This is a genomic window from Rhodococcus sp. As11 (assembly GCF_048957735.1).
Taxonomy (GTDB): Bacteria; Actinomycetota; Actinomycetes; order Mycobacteriales; family Mycobacteriaceae; genus Rhodococcus; species Rhodococcus gordoniae.
Genome location: NZ_JARDJE010000002.1, coordinates 99280 through 115356, shown reverse-complemented (window position 1 = coordinate 115356; position 16077 = coordinate 99280). Strand labels below are relative to the sequence as shown.

General features: G+C 69.1%; 12 protein-coding genes. 4 read left to right on the top strand and 8 right to left on the bottom strand.

Annotated elements, in window-relative coordinates; translation table 11 throughout:
* Nucleotides 1–41: 41 nt before the first annotated feature.
* From PV766_RS02940 to PV766_RS02930, 3 genes are all read right to left on the bottom strand, one after another.
* Nucleotides 42–2546, bottom strand: a complete 2505-nt coding sequence (locus PV766_RS02940; protein ID WP_064065188.1) for a DEAD/DEAH box helicase — start codon at nucleotides 2544–2546, stop codon at nucleotides 42–44.
* Nucleotides 2547–2601: 55 nt separating this feature from the next.
* Nucleotides 2602–3639, bottom strand: a complete 1038-nt coding sequence (locus PV766_RS02935) for an alpha/beta fold hydrolase (RefSeq protein ID WP_421096360.1) — start codon at nucleotides 3637–3639, stop codon at nucleotides 2602–2604.
* A 172-nt stretch (nucleotides 3640–3811) separates the two neighbouring features.
* Nucleotides 3812–4831, bottom strand: coding sequence for a proteasome assembly chaperone family protein (locus tag PV766_RS02930; protein WP_064065189.1), 1020 nt, complete (start codon nucleotides 4829–4831; stop codon nucleotides 3812–3814).
* A gap of 200 nt (nucleotides 4832–5031) precedes the next feature.
* Between PV766_RS02930 and PV766_RS02925 the strand changes: the two genes are divergently transcribed.
* Both PV766_RS02925 and PV766_RS02920 read left to right on the top strand, forming a co-directional pair.
* Complete coding sequence (locus tag PV766_RS02925) at nucleotides 5032–5712, top strand: DUF5642 family protein (RefSeq protein ID WP_421096482.1); 681 nt, start codon at nucleotides 5032–5034, stop codon at nucleotides 5710–5712.
* A gap of 197 nt (nucleotides 5713–5909) precedes the next feature.
* Nucleotides 5910–7046, top strand: coding sequence for a DUF4192 domain-containing protein (locus PV766_RS02920; protein WP_421096359.1), 1137 nt, complete (start codon nucleotides 5910–5912; stop codon nucleotides 7044–7046).
* A gap of 35 nt (nucleotides 7047–7081) precedes the next feature.
* Here PV766_RS02920 and galE read toward each other — a convergent pair whose 3' ends face one another.
* Together galE and PV766_RS02910 are read right to left on the bottom strand one after the other, a co-directional pair.
* Nucleotides 7082–8074: a UDP-glucose 4-epimerase GalE gene (gene galE / locus PV766_RS02915; RefSeq protein WP_421096358.1), complete on the bottom strand. Its 993-nt coding sequence runs from the start codon at nucleotides 8072–8074 to the stop codon at nucleotides 7082–7084.
* Nucleotides 8075–8128: 54 nt separating this feature from the next.
* A complete protein-coding gene (locus tag PV766_RS02910) occupies nucleotides 8129–8815 on the bottom strand; it encodes a metal-dependent transcriptional regulator (RefSeq protein ID WP_016935055.1) in 687 nt (228 codons plus the stop codon).
* A gap of 104 nt (nucleotides 8816–8919) precedes the next feature.
* On the opposite strand from PV766_RS02910, the gene PV766_RS02905 reads away from it, so the two are divergent.
* Together PV766_RS02905 and PV766_RS02900 are read left to right on the top strand one after the other, a co-directional pair.
* A complete protein-coding gene (locus tag PV766_RS02905; protein WP_421096357.1) occupies nucleotides 8920–10191 on the top strand; it encodes an acetoin utilization protein AcuC in 1272 nt (423 codons plus the stop codon).
* Nucleotides 10184–12934 (top strand): GNAT family N-acetyltransferase, encoded by a 2751-nt coding sequence (locus PV766_RS02900; protein ID WP_421096356.1) that lies wholly within the window; start codon nucleotides 10184–10186, stop codon nucleotides 12932–12934. The genes PV766_RS02905 and PV766_RS02900 overlap by 8 nt, the downstream gene beginning before the upstream one ends.
* 102 nt (nucleotides 12935–13036) lie before the next feature.
* On the opposite strand, the gene PV766_RS02895 is transcribed toward PV766_RS02900, so the two are convergent.
* The 3 genes from PV766_RS02895 to PV766_RS02885 form a co-directional block, all read right to left on the bottom strand.
* Nucleotides 13037–13999 (bottom strand): sigma-70 family RNA polymerase sigma factor, encoded by a 963-nt coding sequence (locus PV766_RS02895; RefSeq protein ID WP_064065537.1) that lies wholly within the window; start codon nucleotides 13997–13999, stop codon nucleotides 13037–13039.
* Between the two features lie 168 nt (nucleotides 14000–14167).
* Nucleotides 14168–15646 (bottom strand): DUF7059 domain-containing protein, encoded by a 1479-nt coding sequence (locus tag PV766_RS02890; RefSeq protein WP_129976650.1) that lies wholly within the window; start codon nucleotides 15644–15646, stop codon nucleotides 14168–14170.
* Nucleotides 15647–15683: 37 nt separating this feature from the next.
* A complete protein-coding gene (locus PV766_RS02885; RefSeq protein ID WP_016933953.1) occupies nucleotides 15684–16043 on the bottom strand; it encodes a DUF3099 domain-containing protein in 360 nt (119 codons plus the stop codon).
* Nucleotides 16044–16077 lie beyond the last annotated feature (34 nt).

The window sequence follows — 16077 nt, the reverse complement described above, 5'->3', positions numbered from 1 at the left end:
GAGTCAGGCTACCGCTCCCCGGACGGGCACCCGGCGGCGAATCAGCCCTCGACGATCTCGAACTCGTCGAACACCACTTCACCGGCGGCATCGGACTCGGTGAGATTCACCTCGCCGATCAGCGCCCAGCCGTGATCACCCTGCGGATCGTGCAGGGTCTGGCGCACCCGCCACAGCTCGGGGCCCATCTCCACGGTGAACAGCAACGGCCCGCGGGCGTCGGGACCGGTGCCGATCTCGTCGTACTCCTCGAAATACAGCTCGAGCAGATCCTCCCAGTCCTCGGCTTCGAGACCGTCGCCGAGCGCCGCGAGATCGTCCCAACGCCGGCGCGACGCCAGCTCGACCCGCTTGAACATCGCGTTGCGGACCATGACCTTGAACGCGCGGGTGTTCGCCGACAACGGGCGAGGCGAGTCGGCACCGAACGCGATCTGTTGCTCGTCGCCTTCCACGCCGGGATGGGTGAGCGATTCCCACTCGTCGAGCAGCGACGAGTCGACCTGGCGGATGAGTTCGCCGAGCCATTCGATGATGTCCTCGAGGTCTTCCGTCCGCGCGGAGTCGGGCACCGTCTGCCGCAGGGCGCGGTAGGCGTCGGCGAGATAGCGCAGGACCAGCCCCTCGGAGCGGGCCAGGCCGTAGTGCGAGACCAGTTCGGTGAAGGTCATGCTGCGCTCGATCATGTCGCGCACCACCGACTTCGGGGACAGTGGGAACTCCGCGACCCAGGGATGCCCGCCCCGGTAGGTCTCGAAGGCCGGCTCGAGCAGCTCCACCAGCGGCTTGGGCCAGGTGATCTCCTCGAGCAGTTCCATGCGCTCGTCGTATTCGATGCCGTCGGCCTTCATCTGCCCGACCGCTTCACCCCGAGCGGCGTGCTGTTGCGCCATGAGGATCTGACGCGGATCGTCGAGCGTCGATTCGATCACCGACACCACGTCGAGGGCGTAGGTGGGGGAGTCGACGTCGAGCAGTTCGATGGCTGCCAGGGCGAACGGCGACAGCGGCTGGTTGAGCGCGAAGTCGCGTTGCAGATCGACGGTGAGCCGGGCCCTGCGCCCGAACTCGTCCGGCTGGTCGAGCTGCTGGACGACACCGGCCTGCAGCAACCCCCGGTACAGCGAGATCGCCTTGAGGATGTGCTTGCGCTGCGCCGGACGCGGTTCGTGGTTGTCCTCGAGCAGATGACGCATCGCGTCGAAGCAGTTGCCCGGTCGCGCAATGACGTTGAGGAGCAGCGAGTTGCTCACCGAGAACCGCGACTGCAGGGGCTCGGGCGACGCCGCGATCAGCTTGTCGAAAGTGCCCTCACCCCACGAGACGAACCCCTCGGGCGCCTTCTTGCGCTGCACCTTCCGTCGCTTCTTCGGATCGTCCCCGGCCTTCGCGAGCGCCCGCACGTTCTCGATCTCGTGCTCGGGTGCCTGCACGACGACCGTGCCCATCGTGTCGTACCCCGCGCGACCGGCGCGGCCGGCGATCTGGTGGAACTCGCGTGCCTTGAGCTGCCGGGTGCGGGTGCCGTCGAACTTCGTCAGACCGGTGAGCAACACGGTGCGGATCGGCACGTTGATGCCGACGCCGAGCGTGTCGGTGCCGCAGATGACCTTGAGCAGCCCGTCCTGTGCGAGCTTCTCGATCAGGCGCCGGTACTTCGGCAGCATGCCCGCGTGGTGCACGCCGATGCCGTGCCGGACGAGACGCGAGAGGGTCTTGCCGAAACCGGTCGAGAACCGGAAGTCGCCCAGTGCCGCGGCGATCGCCTCCTTCTCGGCCTTGGTGCACATGTTCACGCTGGTCAGTGCCTGGGCGCGCTCGAGAGCTGCGGCCTGGGTGAAGTGCACGACGTAGACGGGCGCCTGATGCGTCGTCACGAGTTCCTCGATGGCCTCACCGATGGGCGCCTGCGAATACGAGAACGTCAACGGCACCGGACGTTCGGAGCCCGAGACCTCGACCGTGGGCCGTCCGGTGCGCCGGGTCAGATCCTTCTGCAGGAACGTCACGTCGCCGAGCGTCGCCGACATGAGCAGGAACTGCGCGTGCGGCAACTCGATGAGCGGAACCTGCCATGCCCAGCCGCGATCGGGTTCGGAGTAGAAGTGGAACTCGTCCATCACGACCTGGCCGATGTCGGAATCCGGTCCTTCGCGCAGCGCGAGATTCGCAACGATCTCGGCCGTCGCGCAGATGATCGGGGCTCCGGAGTTCACCGACGCGTCGCCGGTCATCATGCCGACCTTGTCGGCACCGAAGACGTCGCACAGGGCGAAGAACTTCTCGCTCACGAGGGCCTTGATCGGGGCGGTGTAGAAGGTGCGCTTGCCCGTCGCCATGGCGAAGAAATGCGCACCGAGCGCGACCATCGACTTCCCGGAGCCGGTCGGCGTGGCGAGGATGACGTTGGATCCGGCGACCAGTTCCATGAGCGCTTCCTCCTGCGCCGGATAGAGTGTGATGCCCCGATCGGTCGTCCAGGTGGTGAACGCGTCGAACAACGCGTCGTCGTCGACGGGGTCGGGTATCAGATCCGGAAGCAGCACTTCTCCAGGCTAGTCGGAAGCGCGGGACTCGCCTGCGTGGGCCGTGCGGGGCCGGTCACGTGGCGCTGCGCTCGTCCGAACCCATCGCGCCCAGCACCGCCATCCGGGTCTCCGGGCCACCGGTGATCTGCGATTCGCTCACGCCCGACACGAGCAGCCTGCGCCAGCGGTCCAGATCGAACTCGAGGGGGGAGGTGCTCTCCATGAAGCTCTCGACCACCCGCAGGAAGCGGAGCGGATCGTCGCGGAACGGGAAATGACCGGCGCCCCGGAAGATCTCGAGACGGGAGCCGGGCATGGCCGAATGGGCGAGATAGGCGTGGGCGATCGGGATGACGCCGTCGTGGTCGCCCCAGATGAGCTGGACGGGAAGGTTCTCCGTCAGGTAGCAGCGGTCGAGCATCGTGACCACCTGACCGCGCCAGTCGACCACGGCACGCAGCGTGCGCAGATACGCCTCGGAGGCCGGGGGATCCGGAAGGTTCCCCAGTACACGCACCAGATCCGAGGTGTCGTGCAGCATCGCGCCCGGCCGCAGCGGCGACGCATTGATCCGGTTCAGCACGGCGCCGGCCGCCCGCAGGATCGGCATCGCCCCCGGCAGTCGCAGGACCCTCAGCGCTTCGCTGACGATCGGCACCGAGATCAGGCGCAGGGCGGGATGAACATCCTTGGTGACACCGCCCGACGCGACGAGCACCAGGCGGTCGACCATGTGGGGGAACTGGTAGGCGAACTGCATCGCCACCCCACCACCGAGGGAGTGGCCGATCACCGTGACGGACTCGATCCCCAGGACCGACAGCAGGTCGCGCATGCCGTTCGCGTAGGCGGCCACCGAGTAGTCGGCGCGCGGCTTGTCGGAGCGGCCGTGCCCGAGCAGATCGGGGGCGATCACGGTGTACTTCTCCGCCAGGTGTGGAATGACGTCCTGCCAGGTCGACGAGTCGTCACCGATACCGTGCACGAGCAACAGGGCAGGACCGCCTCCGGCCATGCGGAACGCGCGTCGGTAACCGTGGATCGTGCGGAACACCATGCGGGGTTCGTTGTCCGGAACCGGGCGAAGTGTCCGGGCGCGCGGTGGAACCATGAGCGTCTCCTGCGACGTCGGTGATCGCGTGGTGGTAGCCGGGTTGTCCGGGCTGTCGCCGATACCGGACACAACTACCACTGTGGCATGTCGCCGAAGCGTACCGCCTGTATGTGACGTCGACAACGACGATTGTGACGATCATGAAACATCCGGCGGACCCGTCGTGGGGTCAACGCGTCGCGGAATCGTCTCCGTCGTCCGAATCGGGCTCATCCGCCCCGCCGTCGCCCTCCACGTCACGCAGATCGGGGAGATCGTCACCGGCATCGGCGCCGCGCCGATCGTATTCGGCGAGGAACCGCTCGAACTCCGCTCCGATCTCCTCACCCGTCGGCAGACTCTCGTCGGTCGGCAGGGGAGAGGTCTGCTGCTCCTGTGCGGCCACATAGCTGTCGTACTGCCGCTCGAGCGCGTGCACCACCCCGAGGACCTCGGCGTTGTCCTCGATGTGCTCGTCGATCTGCTCGCGCACCCGCGCGGCGGCCTCACCGAGCGCTTGCACCGGCAGTTCGAGACCCCCGACCTCGGCGACATTCGTCAGCAGCGTCTCGGCAGCCGCGGGATAGTCCGTCTGCGCCAGGTAATGCGGCACGTGTACCGAGAACCCCACGGACTCGTGCCCGTGCTGACCCATCCGGTATTCGAGCAGGGACGACACCCCGGCGGGCACCTGCAGTTCGCCCGACCAGCGGTGGTGCCCGGCGATGAGATCCTTGTTCGTCGAATGCGCGGTGACCGCCAGCGGCCGCGTGTGGGGGATCGCCATCGGGATCGCGTTGAGCCCGATGGTCCGCCGCACCCCGAACTGCTCCGCGAGCAACCGGACCGCAGTGATGAAGCGTTCCCACCTCAGGTCGGGTTCGGCACCCGCCAGCAGCAGGAACGGGGTGCCTGCCTCGTCGATGAGCGCGTACAGGTTCAGCTCGGGTTCCGCGTAGTCGGAGAAGTGATCGGCCTTGAAGGTCATGAGCGGGCGCCGCGACCGGTAGTCGATCAGTTCGTCGACGGCGAACGACGCGACGAGTTCGGTCTCCAGATTCTCGCGCAGGTGGGTGGTCGCCAGACGCACCGCGTGTCCGGCATCGGCGAACCCTTCGAGGCCGTGCACGAGCACCGGCCCCTCACCGTCCGATGACGTGAGCTGCGGAGCCGGGAACTCCAGCTCGTACATGCGGGACTGCTCGTCCATCTGCGAACCACTCCGATCACACTTCGTCTCGGCTCTCCGCCGGGGTCACCCGACGTGGCATGGTGGTGTTCGAGTCTAATTGACGCCACGACGACCGATTCCGGGGCGCACACCCTGCCCGACGTCGACGACCGAGGGAGGTTCGGGTGACCCGACGCGAAGTTCGTCCGAGGCGCCGCGCAGCGGTCGCCCGGACCGTGATGCTGGCCGCGTGCCTGGTGTTCGTACCGGCCTGTTCCGAGACCGTCGCCGGCGATCCCGGTCCGGAACCGGCAGCCCTGACAGGGACGGCGCCCGCGCCGGGGACCGTCCGCGCCCCGGGCGAGCTGGTGCTGCCACCGGAACGATTCCCCGCGCCGTACCTCGCGGTGGTCCTTCCGCCGGAAGCGGTGGCACAGGCGGCACCGGACCTGACCGGGATCCAGCCCGGTTCGAAGGTCGATCCGGGCGGATGTCTGCCACCCACCCAGGATTACGGTCCGGGCACCACAGCCATGGTGGTGGGTACCGACAACGCGAGTCGCGCGACGATCAGCGTCGAGGTCGCCCGGTCCGCCCCCTCCCTGAGCGAGTACCGGACCCATCTGACCGAGTGCTCACGGGTGGACGCGACCGTGCGGGGAGTCACCTCGACCGTCGCGACCGTCCTGGACGACGATCCCGCCGCGCCCGTCGACGGCGCCGAGACCCTGGCCCTGAGCCGCACGGTCGATTCCGGCAGGGGATCGGGCGGCATGACGCAGTCGATGGCCACGCGCATCGCCCAGCTCGGGGATGTGCGCGTAACGGTCACCTACATGTCGTTCGACTCGGCCCGGTCCGACACCGCGAGTCTCGACCGTGTGTTCCGGGACGCCGTCGAGTTCGCTGCCCGGCCCTGACGGCCGCCCCGCACCCCCGTCGGCCCTGACGGCCGGCCCCGCACCCTAGCAGCGCACGGCGACGGGATCGGCCGGTGGACGCCGGAGACCCCCGTCGGCCGCGGAAGTTGTCCACAGCCGGCCGCTTCATCCCCAGCAGGCCGCGGATCGCCCTCGTGGGCGGCTCTCCGCTCGGACCCGTAGGCCACGGTCCGAGCATGACAACTTCCACGCCCTCGTCCTCGCATCCCCTCCGGCTCACCGACGTCGGTGACGTGATCGCGGCCCTGCCCGCGCTGATGGGATTCCCGCCGGCCCGCTCGATCGTCGTGATGTGCCTGACCCCGACCGGGGACGCCCCGACCCGCCCGAACGGGAAGGTCGCGACCATCGGTGCCGTGATGCGACACGACCTCGTCCTGCCCGGGGCCGGGGAACCCGTTCCCGAACTCATGCGCGCGGCGTTCCGGCGTTTCTGCGCCGTCTGTGCCCGTGAGGGTGCGGAATCCGTGGTCGCAGTCCTCGTGGACGACGAGCTCACCGACCGGCACGACCCGGCCGTCGCCGAGGTGTGCCGGCTCGTCGACGATTTCGCGGATCACCTCGACGCCGTCGGAATCGATCTGGCAGGTGTGTACGCGCTACCCGAGATATCCGGCGGGGCAACCTGGTTCGTGCCCGGCCAGGACATCGTCGGCGCTGTGGCCGACCCCGGATCCTCGGTGGTCGCGGCCGCGCGGGTGTTCGAGGGCAGCCCGATCCGGGGCTCCCGCAACGAACTCGAAGCGCTGCTCGCCCCGTACCCGCCGGCGGTGCGGCAGGAAGTTGCGCGCTGCATCGACGAGGTCGTCGAGACCCGCGACCGCGAGTACGAGCGTTGTGCCCGCGAAGGTGGCGGCGAACGTGCCGACCGCGTCGAACTGCAGGCCGTGCTCGCGCACGTCGAGGCGTACGCCGCCGGAACGGATCCGAGTGCGTCGGACGTCGCAGAACTTGCGGTGCTGCTCGCGAATCGCACGGTGCGGGACGCCGCGATGGGGCTCGCGACCGGTCCGCTCGCACGCGCGGCGGAGCGGCTGTGGAGCGAACTCGCACGCGCACTGCCGGATCCCGAACGGGCGGACGCCGCGGCACTCGTCGGCTTCGGTGCCTACGTGCGCGGCGACGGGCCGCTCGCCGGGGTCGCGCTCACTGCTGCCCTCGAATCCGACCCCCGCCACAGGCTTTCGGATCTGCTGGACCAGGCGTTGCAGGCGGGGCTGCGGCCCGATGCGATCCGCGGCCTCGCCGAGACAGGCCACGAGATCGCCATGAGATTGGGACTCGGGCTGCCGCGCGACGACGAGTCGTCCTGACGGCTATCGCGCACGCGGTTCACACCGCGCAGCGCTCAGCCGCGCCGAACGGCGTGCAGTCGGTCGCCGAGGGACCGGGTGAACTCCCACGCGTCGGAGACGATCTCGTCGAGATCGGTGTGCTGAGGGTTCCACCCGAGTTCGGACATCGCGCGGCTGCTGGAGGCGATGAGAACGGCCGGATCACCGGCGCGGCGCGGTGCGTCGACCGCTGCGATCGAAAGTCCCGTGACCCGCTCGCAGGCCGAGACGACCTCGCGGACGGTGAAACCTTCTCCGCTGCCGAGGTTGTAGATGCCGTGCCGGCCGGGTTCGGACTTCGTCAATGCCAGCACGTGGGCGTCGGCGAGATCCTTGACGTGGATGTAGTCGCGCACCGCGGTGCCGTCCTTGGTCGGCCAGTCGGTGCCGAACACGGAGATGCGATCGCGGACACCGAGAGCGACCTGCAGCACCAGCGGAATCAGATGCGTCTCGACGACCCGGTTCTCGCCGGCGCCGCCGTAGGCGCCGGCGACGTTGAAGTACCGCAGGCTCGTCGCGGCGAGACCGTGCGCGTGCGCGTAGGACGAGATCGCGTGATCGATGGCGAGCTTCGACGCCCCGTACGGGTTGGTGGGACGGGTGGGCGCGTCCTCGGTGATCGGCACGCTCTCGGGCTCGCCGTAGGTCGCGGCGGTCGAGGAGAAGACCAGTCGCGGCGTACCCGAGCGGCGGATGGCCTCGAGCAGGGCGAGGGTGGTCACCACGTTGCCCTGCCAGTACTTCTCGGGGCACTCCACCGACTCGCCGACCAGTGATTGCGCTCCGAAGTGGAGGACGCCGTCGAAGCGGGGACCGGGTCCGGAGAGCAGATCGTCGGCGACGGCCGCGATGTCGCCCTCGACGAACTCGGCGCCCGCCGGTACCGCTTCGGCATTCCCGGTGGACAGATCGTCGACGACCACGACGTCGTGGCCCTGTTCGAGCAGCACGGTCGTGCACACGCTGCCCACATAGCCGGCGCCGCCGGTCACCAGAAGTCTCACGCTGTACATCCCCTTTTCGCATGCCCGTACCGGACATGCGAAAAGGGGTCTGTGTCAGACCTGCTTCACCTGCACGGCATGGGCCATCTCGTCGGAAAGCTCGAAGCTGTCGTGACCGGCCACGGTGATGGACACCGAGCCCGGTCGCGTCTCGACTGTAACCCGCGCGTCCGGGACGACACCGGCCTCACGCAGCCGGGCGATGACCTCCGGATCGGACTGGACGTACTCGGCGAGCCGCCGCACCACGACGGCGGTCGGCTTGCCGTGGGGGATCTCCGTCAGCCGCACCAGCTTCTCGTCGAGGGCCGCCGTACGGTCGAGACCCAGCTGCGCCAGCCCCGGGATCGGGTTGCCGTAGGGCGAGGTGGTCGGGTTGTTGAGCACCTCGACGAGGCGGCGTTCGACCTCCTCGCTCATCACGTGCTCCCAACGGCACGCCTCGGCATGCACGTTCTCCCAGTCGAGACCGATCACGTCCACGAGAAGCCGTTCCGCGAGCCGGTGCTTGCGCATCACGGATACCGCGAGATCGCGGCCCTTCTCGGTGAGCTGCAGGTGCCGGTCGCCGGCGACACGGAGCAGGCCGTCGCGTTCCATGCGGGCCACGGTCTGGCTGACCGTCGGTCCGCTCTGCTCGAGGCGTTCGGCGATGCGCGCGCGCAGCGGCACCACGCCTTCCTCTTCCAAGTCGTAGATGGTCCGGAGATACATCTCCGTTGTATCGACCAGGTCCTTCACTCTCACACCCCTTCGTCCGGGCCGATTCTAACCGTGCGAACAGGACGGTGGGGGCGCGCTCCGAGGCTCGCATGTCCGTGGGCGGCGCAGTAGCGTCTGTGTCCATGACCACGAGCTCCACCGCGGCGGGCGGTACGACACAGCTGAGCGGCGATCGGATAGTGGTGTGGAGCCCCGACTACCTCGACTACCGGTGGGGTCCGACGCATCCGATGAACCCCACGCGTCTCGATCTCACGATGGCGCTGTCCCGCAGTCTCGGTCTCCTCGAAGGCGTCGAGACGGTCCGTCCGTCCCCTGCGGACGACACCGATCTGTTGCGCATCCACACCGCGTCCTACGTCGACGCAGTCAAGCGCGCGGGTTCCGCCCCGGAGGGAGCGGCACCTCCGGCCGACGCCCCGCACGGTCTCGGAACCGAGGACAACCCGATCTTCCCCCGCATGCACGAGGCCAGCGCGACCCTCGCCGGAGGCACGCTGGCGGCCGCGCGCGAGATCGCGAGCGGCCGGGCCCGGCGCGCGGTGAGCATCGGTGGCGGCATGCACCATGCGATGGCCGACTGGGCCGCCGGATTCTGCGTCTACAACGATGCCGCCATCGCGATCTCGTGGTTGCTCGACCACGGCTACGACCGCATCGCCTACATCGACGTCGACGCCCACCACGGTGACGGCGTGCAGCACGCATTCCTCGGCGACCCCCGGGTCCTCACCATCTCGCTGCACCAGCATCCCGCGACCCTGTGGCCCAACACCGGATGGTCCAGCGAGGTCGGCGCAGGCCCGGCCGAGGGCACCGCGATCAACCTTCCCGTCCTGCCGGGCACCGTGGACGCGTTGTGGTTGCGCGCCTTCCACGCCGTCGTGCCGGGTGCTGTCGCGGCGTTCCGCCCGCAGATCCTCATCAGTCAGTGCGGAGCCGACAGCCACCGCGAGGATCCGCTCGCCGACCTCTCGCTCACCGTCGACGGTCAACGCGCGTCGTATCTCGCGATGCGGGATCTCGCCGATCGCTACTGCGAAGGCCGCTGGCTCGCCGTCGGCGGTGGCGGGTACGGCCTCGTGCGGGTGGTTCCTCGCGCATGGACGCACCTGATCGCGGCGGCGCTGGACCGCGAGATCGACCCGAGCACGCCGATCCCGGCGGACTGGAGCGAACGCGTCGGCGCTCTCGCTCCCGGCGTCGAACTGCCCACCGGCATGGGGGAGGACTCCGACGTCTCGTATATGCCGTGGGACGGTCCCGGAGGCACCCCGGAAACGGGCATCGCATCTCTGGACCGTGCGCTGACCCGCGTCGATTCCGCGATCATCGCCACGAGGCGGGCGGCGTTCCCGCTGCTCGGCCTGGACCCGGAGGATCCGCGTGACTGATCAGCAGAATCCCGCGGCGGGATCGAGCACCGATCCCGCGAAGTCTGTCGCGACGGCGAGAGAGACCGACCCGGCTCGCGAACGCGCCCTCGCCCGGGCACGCGCCTATCCGCGGCACTGGGTCGCCGACGTGCTGGCCTCGGACGGCGGCGTCGTGCACCTGCGGCCGATCGTCCCCGAGGACGCCGAGGGGATCGTCGCCTTCCACAGCAAACTCTCCGAACGCACCCGCTATCTGCGGTATTTCGGTCCGTACCCGACCATCTCGAAGAAGGACCTGTTCAACTTCACGGTCGTCGACCACCGCTCCCGAGTGGCGTTCGTCGCGGTGCTCGGCGACGAGATCATCGCCGTCGGCCGATACGAAGGACTGTCGAACGAAGGCGACGGACTTTCCGCGGAGGTGGCCTTCACCGTCGCCGACGCCCACCAGGGACGCGGCCTCGGCCCGATCCTGCTCGAACATCTCGCCGGCGCGGCCGCCGAGAACGGACTGCACACCTTCGTCGCCGAGGTCCTCGCCGAGAACCGGCACATGATCACCGTCTTTCGGGAGGCCGGCTACCAGGTCAGCCGCAGCTTCGAAGGGGGAGTGGTCCGCCTCGAGTTCGCGATCGACCCGACCGAGGCACTCGTGTCGGTGCGCAACGCCCGCGAACGCGCCGCCGAGGCGCGCAGCGTGCGCAACATCCTGAGCCCCGCCAGCGTCGCTGTCATCGGCGCCTCCACCGACAGCCGCAAGGTGGGCAACGCCGTGCTGGTGAACATGCTGCGCAGCGGATTCACCGGACCGGTCTACCCGGTCAACGCCGAGAACCGGTCGGTCCGGGGTGTCCGCGCGTACCCCACCGTCCGCGACATCCCGGACGAGATCGACCTCGCCATCGCCGCCGTGCCGGCCGAATCCATCGACTCGGTGCTCGACGACTGTCTCGCGAAGGGCGTCAAGGCGCTGCTCGTCGTGTCGTCGGGTTTCGGTGAGACCGGACCGGAGGGCCGCGACGCCGAGCGCCGCCTCGCCCTCGCCGCACGGTCGCACGGCATGCGGCTCATCGGCCCGAACGCACTCGGGGTGGCCAACAACGACCCGGCGATCCGCCTCAACGCGACTCTCGCGCCCGTGCTCCCGGCCGCCGGCAACGTGGGCTTCTTCTGCCAGTCCGGTGCGCTCGGCATCGCGATTCTGGACGAGGCGGCCAAGACCGGGGTCGGACTGTCGTCCTTCGTCTCGGCGGGCAACCGCGCCGACCTGTCGGGCAACGACCTGCTGCAGTACTGGGACACCGACCCCGCGACCGAGGTGGTGCTGCTCTACCTCGAGAGTTTCGGGAATCCACGCAAGTTCTCGCGCATCGCCCGCCGGGTGGCGCGCAGCAAACCGATCGTCGCGGTCAAGAGCGGCCGGCACGCGGTTCCGCCCGCACTCGCCGCGCGGACCGGCGAGATGGACGACACCATCGTGCGCTACCTGTTCGAGCAGGCGGGCGTGGTGCAGGTCGAGTCGATCGGCCAGCTCTTCGACTCGGCACTGCTGTTCGGCTATCAGCCGTTGCCGGCAGGACCGCGGGTCGCGGTGGTGGGCAACTCCACCGCTCTCGGAGTGCTCGCCGTCGATGCCGCACGCGGACAGGGACTGCAGGCCCCGGACGCGGTGGATCTCGGCGCGCAGGCGTCACCGGAGGAGTTCGCCGAGGCGGTCGCGCGGGCACTCGAATCATCCGACGTCGACTCGGTGATCGCGGTCTTCGTCCCGCCGGTCGCCGTCGACGTCCAGCCCTACGCCCAGGCCCTGCGCGACGCCGTGGCCGGGTCGGAGAAGCCCGTGGTGACCACCTTCCTGGCAACCGAGGGCATCCCCGACGTTCTGGCCGTGCGCGGACCGGACGGCAGTCCGACCCGTGGATCCGTGCCGTCCTATCCCGGTCCGGAACGGGCTGCGCTGGCGCTGGGACGGGCGTGGCGGTATGCGAAGTGGCGGAGCCGGCCGCCCTCGCAGGTCGTGCGGCCGGCCGGAATCGATCCCGAACGCGCCCGTGCGCTCGTGGACGGCTGGCTCGGGACGACACCCGAAGGCCGGTACCTGTCGGACACCGAAGCGGCCCTGCTGCTGTCCTGCTACGGCGTGGAGGTCGCGGACTTCCGTGCGGTGACCACCGAGGACGAGGCGGTGGCGGCGGCGGAGGAGATCGGATTCCCGGTGGCGGTCAAGGCCACCGGCGCGCAGTGGCGGCACCGGCCGGACCTGAGCGGTGTCCGGCTCGATCTCGTGGACGCCGACTCGGTGCGGATCGCGTACTGCGACCTGGCCGCAGTGTCGGGGGAGCCGTTGATGCACGTGCAACGTATGGCACACAAGGGCATCGGCTGCGCGATCCGTGTGCAGGACGACCCGTCCTTCGGTTCGCTGATCTCCTTCGGTCTCGCCGGTGTGATCTCCGACCTGCTCGGCGACCGCGCCTATCGTGTGCTTCCTCTCACGGAGGACGAGGCGGTCGAGTTGATCGATGCGCCGAAGGCCGCCCCGCTGCTCTCGGGTTACCGGAACGCGGCACCGGTGAACAAGCCGGCGCTGGTCGATTTCGTCCAGCGGATCTCGGCACTCGCCGACGACCTCCCCGAGGTGCGCGAGCTGGTGTGCGAGCCGGTGCTGGCCTCGGTGGTGGGGGCCGAGCTCACCGACGCGCATGTGCGGATCGGGCCCGAACCGCATCCGCTCGACCTCGGACCGCGCCGGCTGCGCTGACGGGAGCCGGACGGGACGACTCGTCGGACACGATCCCGGACAGCAACGATCCCCGAGAACCCAGCCCGGTTCTCGGGGATCGGATACCGCTGACGCGCCCGGTCAGCTGGCGTAGGCGCGAAGGCGCTCGGCGCGATCTCCTTCGCGGAGCTTGGACATCACCTCGCGCTCGATCTGGCGGACACGCTCACGGGAGAGCCCGAAGAGCTTGCCGATCTGATCGAGGGTGCGCGGCTGACCGTCGTCGAGGCCGTAGCGCAAGCGGATGACCTGCTGTTCGCGCTCGTCGAGCGTCGCGAGGACGCTGCGGACGTCGCTGTGCAGGAGGCCGGCGATGACGGCGGTCTCGGCGGATGTCGCCTCGGCATCCTCGATGAAGTCGCCCAGCGGGGCCTCCTCGTCGTTGCCGACGGGCATGTCGAGGCTCACCGGGTCGCGGCTGTGATCGAGCAGATCGGCGATCTTCTCGACGGGGATGCCGGACTCGTCGGCAAGTTCCTCGTCGGTCGCCTCGCGGCCGAGCTGCTGATGCAGTTCGCGCTTGATGCGGGCGAGCTTGTTGACCTGTTCGACCAGGTGGACGGGGAGCCGGATCGTGCGGCTCTGGTCGGCCATGCCGCGGGTGATGGCCTGACGGATCCACCACGTCGCGTAGGTCGAGAACTTGAAGCCCTTCGCGTAGTCGAACTTCTCCATCGCACGGATCAGGCCGAGGTTGCCCTCCTGGATGAGGTCCAGCAGGGGCATTCCGCGTCCGGTGTAGCGCTTCGCCAGCGAGACGACGAGACGCAGGTTGGCCTCGAGCAGGTGGCTGCGGGCGGCCTGTCCTTCACGGACGATGACCGCGAGGTCGCGCTTCTTCGCGGCGGACAGGCGCTTCTTCGTCTCGAGCAGGTGCTTGGCATACAGGCCGGCCTCGATCCGCTTTGCCAGTTCCACCTCGTCGGCTGCGGTGAGCAGAGCGGTCCGTCCGATGCCGTTCAGGTAGACGCGAACGAGATCGGCGGCGGGGCTCTGACCGTCGAGGTCGGAATCGAAGCGAGCGGTGGTTTCGGGGCGTGCCATGACGTGCCTCCTCATCGGTGGTGTCTCACAGGGTTCAACGAGCGGCGAAGCCGTGGAGTTCCCGTCGGTCTTCGAATACCACCGCGCTGACCTGCACTAACCCGGTGAGCTCCTGAGAAGTTGCTGAGAGAACCGAAGGGTGGAACCTCAGACGCACCCCGGCGAGCGTCAGGCGGGCTCGATCAGCCCGTGACGCACGAGCCCGTGCACGAGACCCACCGCCCGGGTGAGCAGATCGTCCTCGTCCTCACCGTGCGCGGCCGCGAGCAGCGACACGAGATCCCCGAGGGGCAGGCCGTCGGCGCGCATCCCTCCGAGCAGGGCGGCAGCGAGATCGTCCACCTCGTGCTGCCAGGCCGGACCTCCGCCGCGGTGCACCCGCGCGACCACCTGTTCCCAGCCCTCCGCGCCGGGCAGGTGCACCCGCTCGAGCGCCGTGTCGGGGCGTACCACGAACCGGGCGTCCGGAACCTCGTGCGTACGCAGCCAGTCGAGGCGGCGGAAGTAGTCGATCGCCTCGTCGCCCAGGGCATCGGTGAAGGCGTGCCGCAGATCCTCGGCCATCACGTCGGACGGCAGATCGGTGCGACGCAGGTAGACGAATCCGAACCCGACTCCTTCGACACCGTGCTCGGCGAAGTGGTCGAGCCACTGCTCGGCACGCACCGCGACCTCCGGCTCGCGCTGGTCGGCGTCACCGTCCCTCAGCCACGTGCCGACGTACAGGGCGGGATCGGCGACGTCGCGCTGCACGATCCAGGCGTCCACGCCCTGCGACGGCAACCACGACGCGACCCGGGTCCGCCAGTCCTCACCCTCGACGTGCACCCACGAGGCGAGCATCGCGGCGGTCCCGCCGGGATTCAGGTGCTCGGCCGCCTGCGAGATCATGAGCCTGCTGGCACCGTCGAGGTCGAGACCGGAGTCGCGGTAGCTGTGCTCGACACGTCCCGCGCTCACCACGAACGGCGGATTCGCGACGATCCGATCGAAGGTGCGGCCGGCGACCGGATCGAACCAGGAGCCCTCGAGAAGATCGAGGTCGATCCCGTTGAGCGCCGCGCTCGCGGCGGCCAGGGCCAGGCACCGGGGATTGATGTCGGTCGCGGTGACCTTCTCCGCGTGGTCCGCGGCCCGGATCGCCTGCACTCCGCAGCCGGTACCCAGGTCGAGCACCGTGCCGACCCGATCGCTGGGGGTCGCCTGCAACAACGACAGAGAGGCCTGCCCGACGCCGAGAACGTGATCGGGACGGGTCGGGACGGGCCGGATCGAACCGTCGAGATCCGACAACACCCAGCGACTTCCGGTACCGGCGTCGAGGGGTCTCAGATCGAGTGCGGCGCGCAGGCCGTCGCCGTCGCGTTCGAGCAGGCCCGCTCGTACGGCCTGCTCCGGCGTCACCGGTTCGAGAGCGTGCGCCACCTCCGTCTCGGCGCAGGTGTCCTGGAGGAGGAACAGCCGGACGAGCACGCCGAGATCACCGGCGCTCCGCGCGACGCGCCGGGCGGGGACAGGTTCGCTGCGCCCGAGTGCGGCGTGCGCCTCGGGGCCGAGCAGATCCCGCACGGTGTCGAGGTCGTAGCGGCACCGGATCAATGCGGTGCGAAGAGCCGGGCAGAGAGACAGGAGAAGGTCGCGGTCCACCACGACATTCTCGCAAGCTCCCCGCTCGCTCTCTCCGTCAGCCGTCGATCACGCGGTGGGTCGACGCCTCGATCGCCGGAGCGTCCTCGAAGCGACCGTCCCAGCGACTCGGTTCGTCCTTCCGGCGCGGCGGCCGGTCGTTGGCGATGAGAACCGCGATCCACGGCAACGGAATCGACACCCCGATGATCGCCATCGAAATCCAGGGATTCTCCCAGATGCCGTACGCGATCGCCGCCAGGAGCAGTGCCGGTATGCGGAACGACATGATCGTGAGGTACTTGCGAACCCGTGCTCGGTGCTGATCCTCGAGCGACGTCTCCGCCGCTGTGATCAGAACCGGGTTGTCGGGCGATCCGTTCTCGGGGGATCCGCCGAAACCGTGAGTTCTCGCCATGTCTTCCACCTTCCCACGACGAACCGTCGCACGC

Coding starts and splice junctions, on each gene's coding strand:
- PV766_RS02935 (WP_421096360.1), bottom strand. CDS start 3,639: ATGGTTCCACCGCGCGCCCGGACACTTCGCCCGGTTCCGGACAACGAA.
- PV766_RS02930 (WP_064065189.1), bottom strand. CDS start 4,831: ATGGACGAGCAGTCCCGCATGTACGAGCTGGAGTTCCCGGCTCCGCAG.
- PV766_RS02925 (WP_421096482.1), top strand. CDS start 5,032: ATGCTGGCCGCGTGCCTGGTGTTCGTACCGGCCTGTTCCGAGACCGTC.
- PV766_RS02920 (WP_421096359.1), top strand. CDS start 5,910: ATGACAACTTCCACGCCCTCGTCCTCGCATCCCCTCCGGCTCACCGAC.
- PV766_RS02905 (WP_421096357.1), top strand. CDS start 8,920: ATGACCACGAGCTCCACCGCGGCGGGCGGTACGACACAGCTGAGCGGC.
- PV766_RS02895 (WP_064065537.1), bottom strand. CDS start 13,999: ATGGCACGCCCCGAAACCACCGCTCGCTTCGATTCCGACCTCGACGGT.
- PV766_RS02885 (WP_016933953.1), bottom strand. CDS start 16,043: ATGGCGAGAACTCACGGTTTCGGCGGATCCCCCGAGAACGGATCGCCC.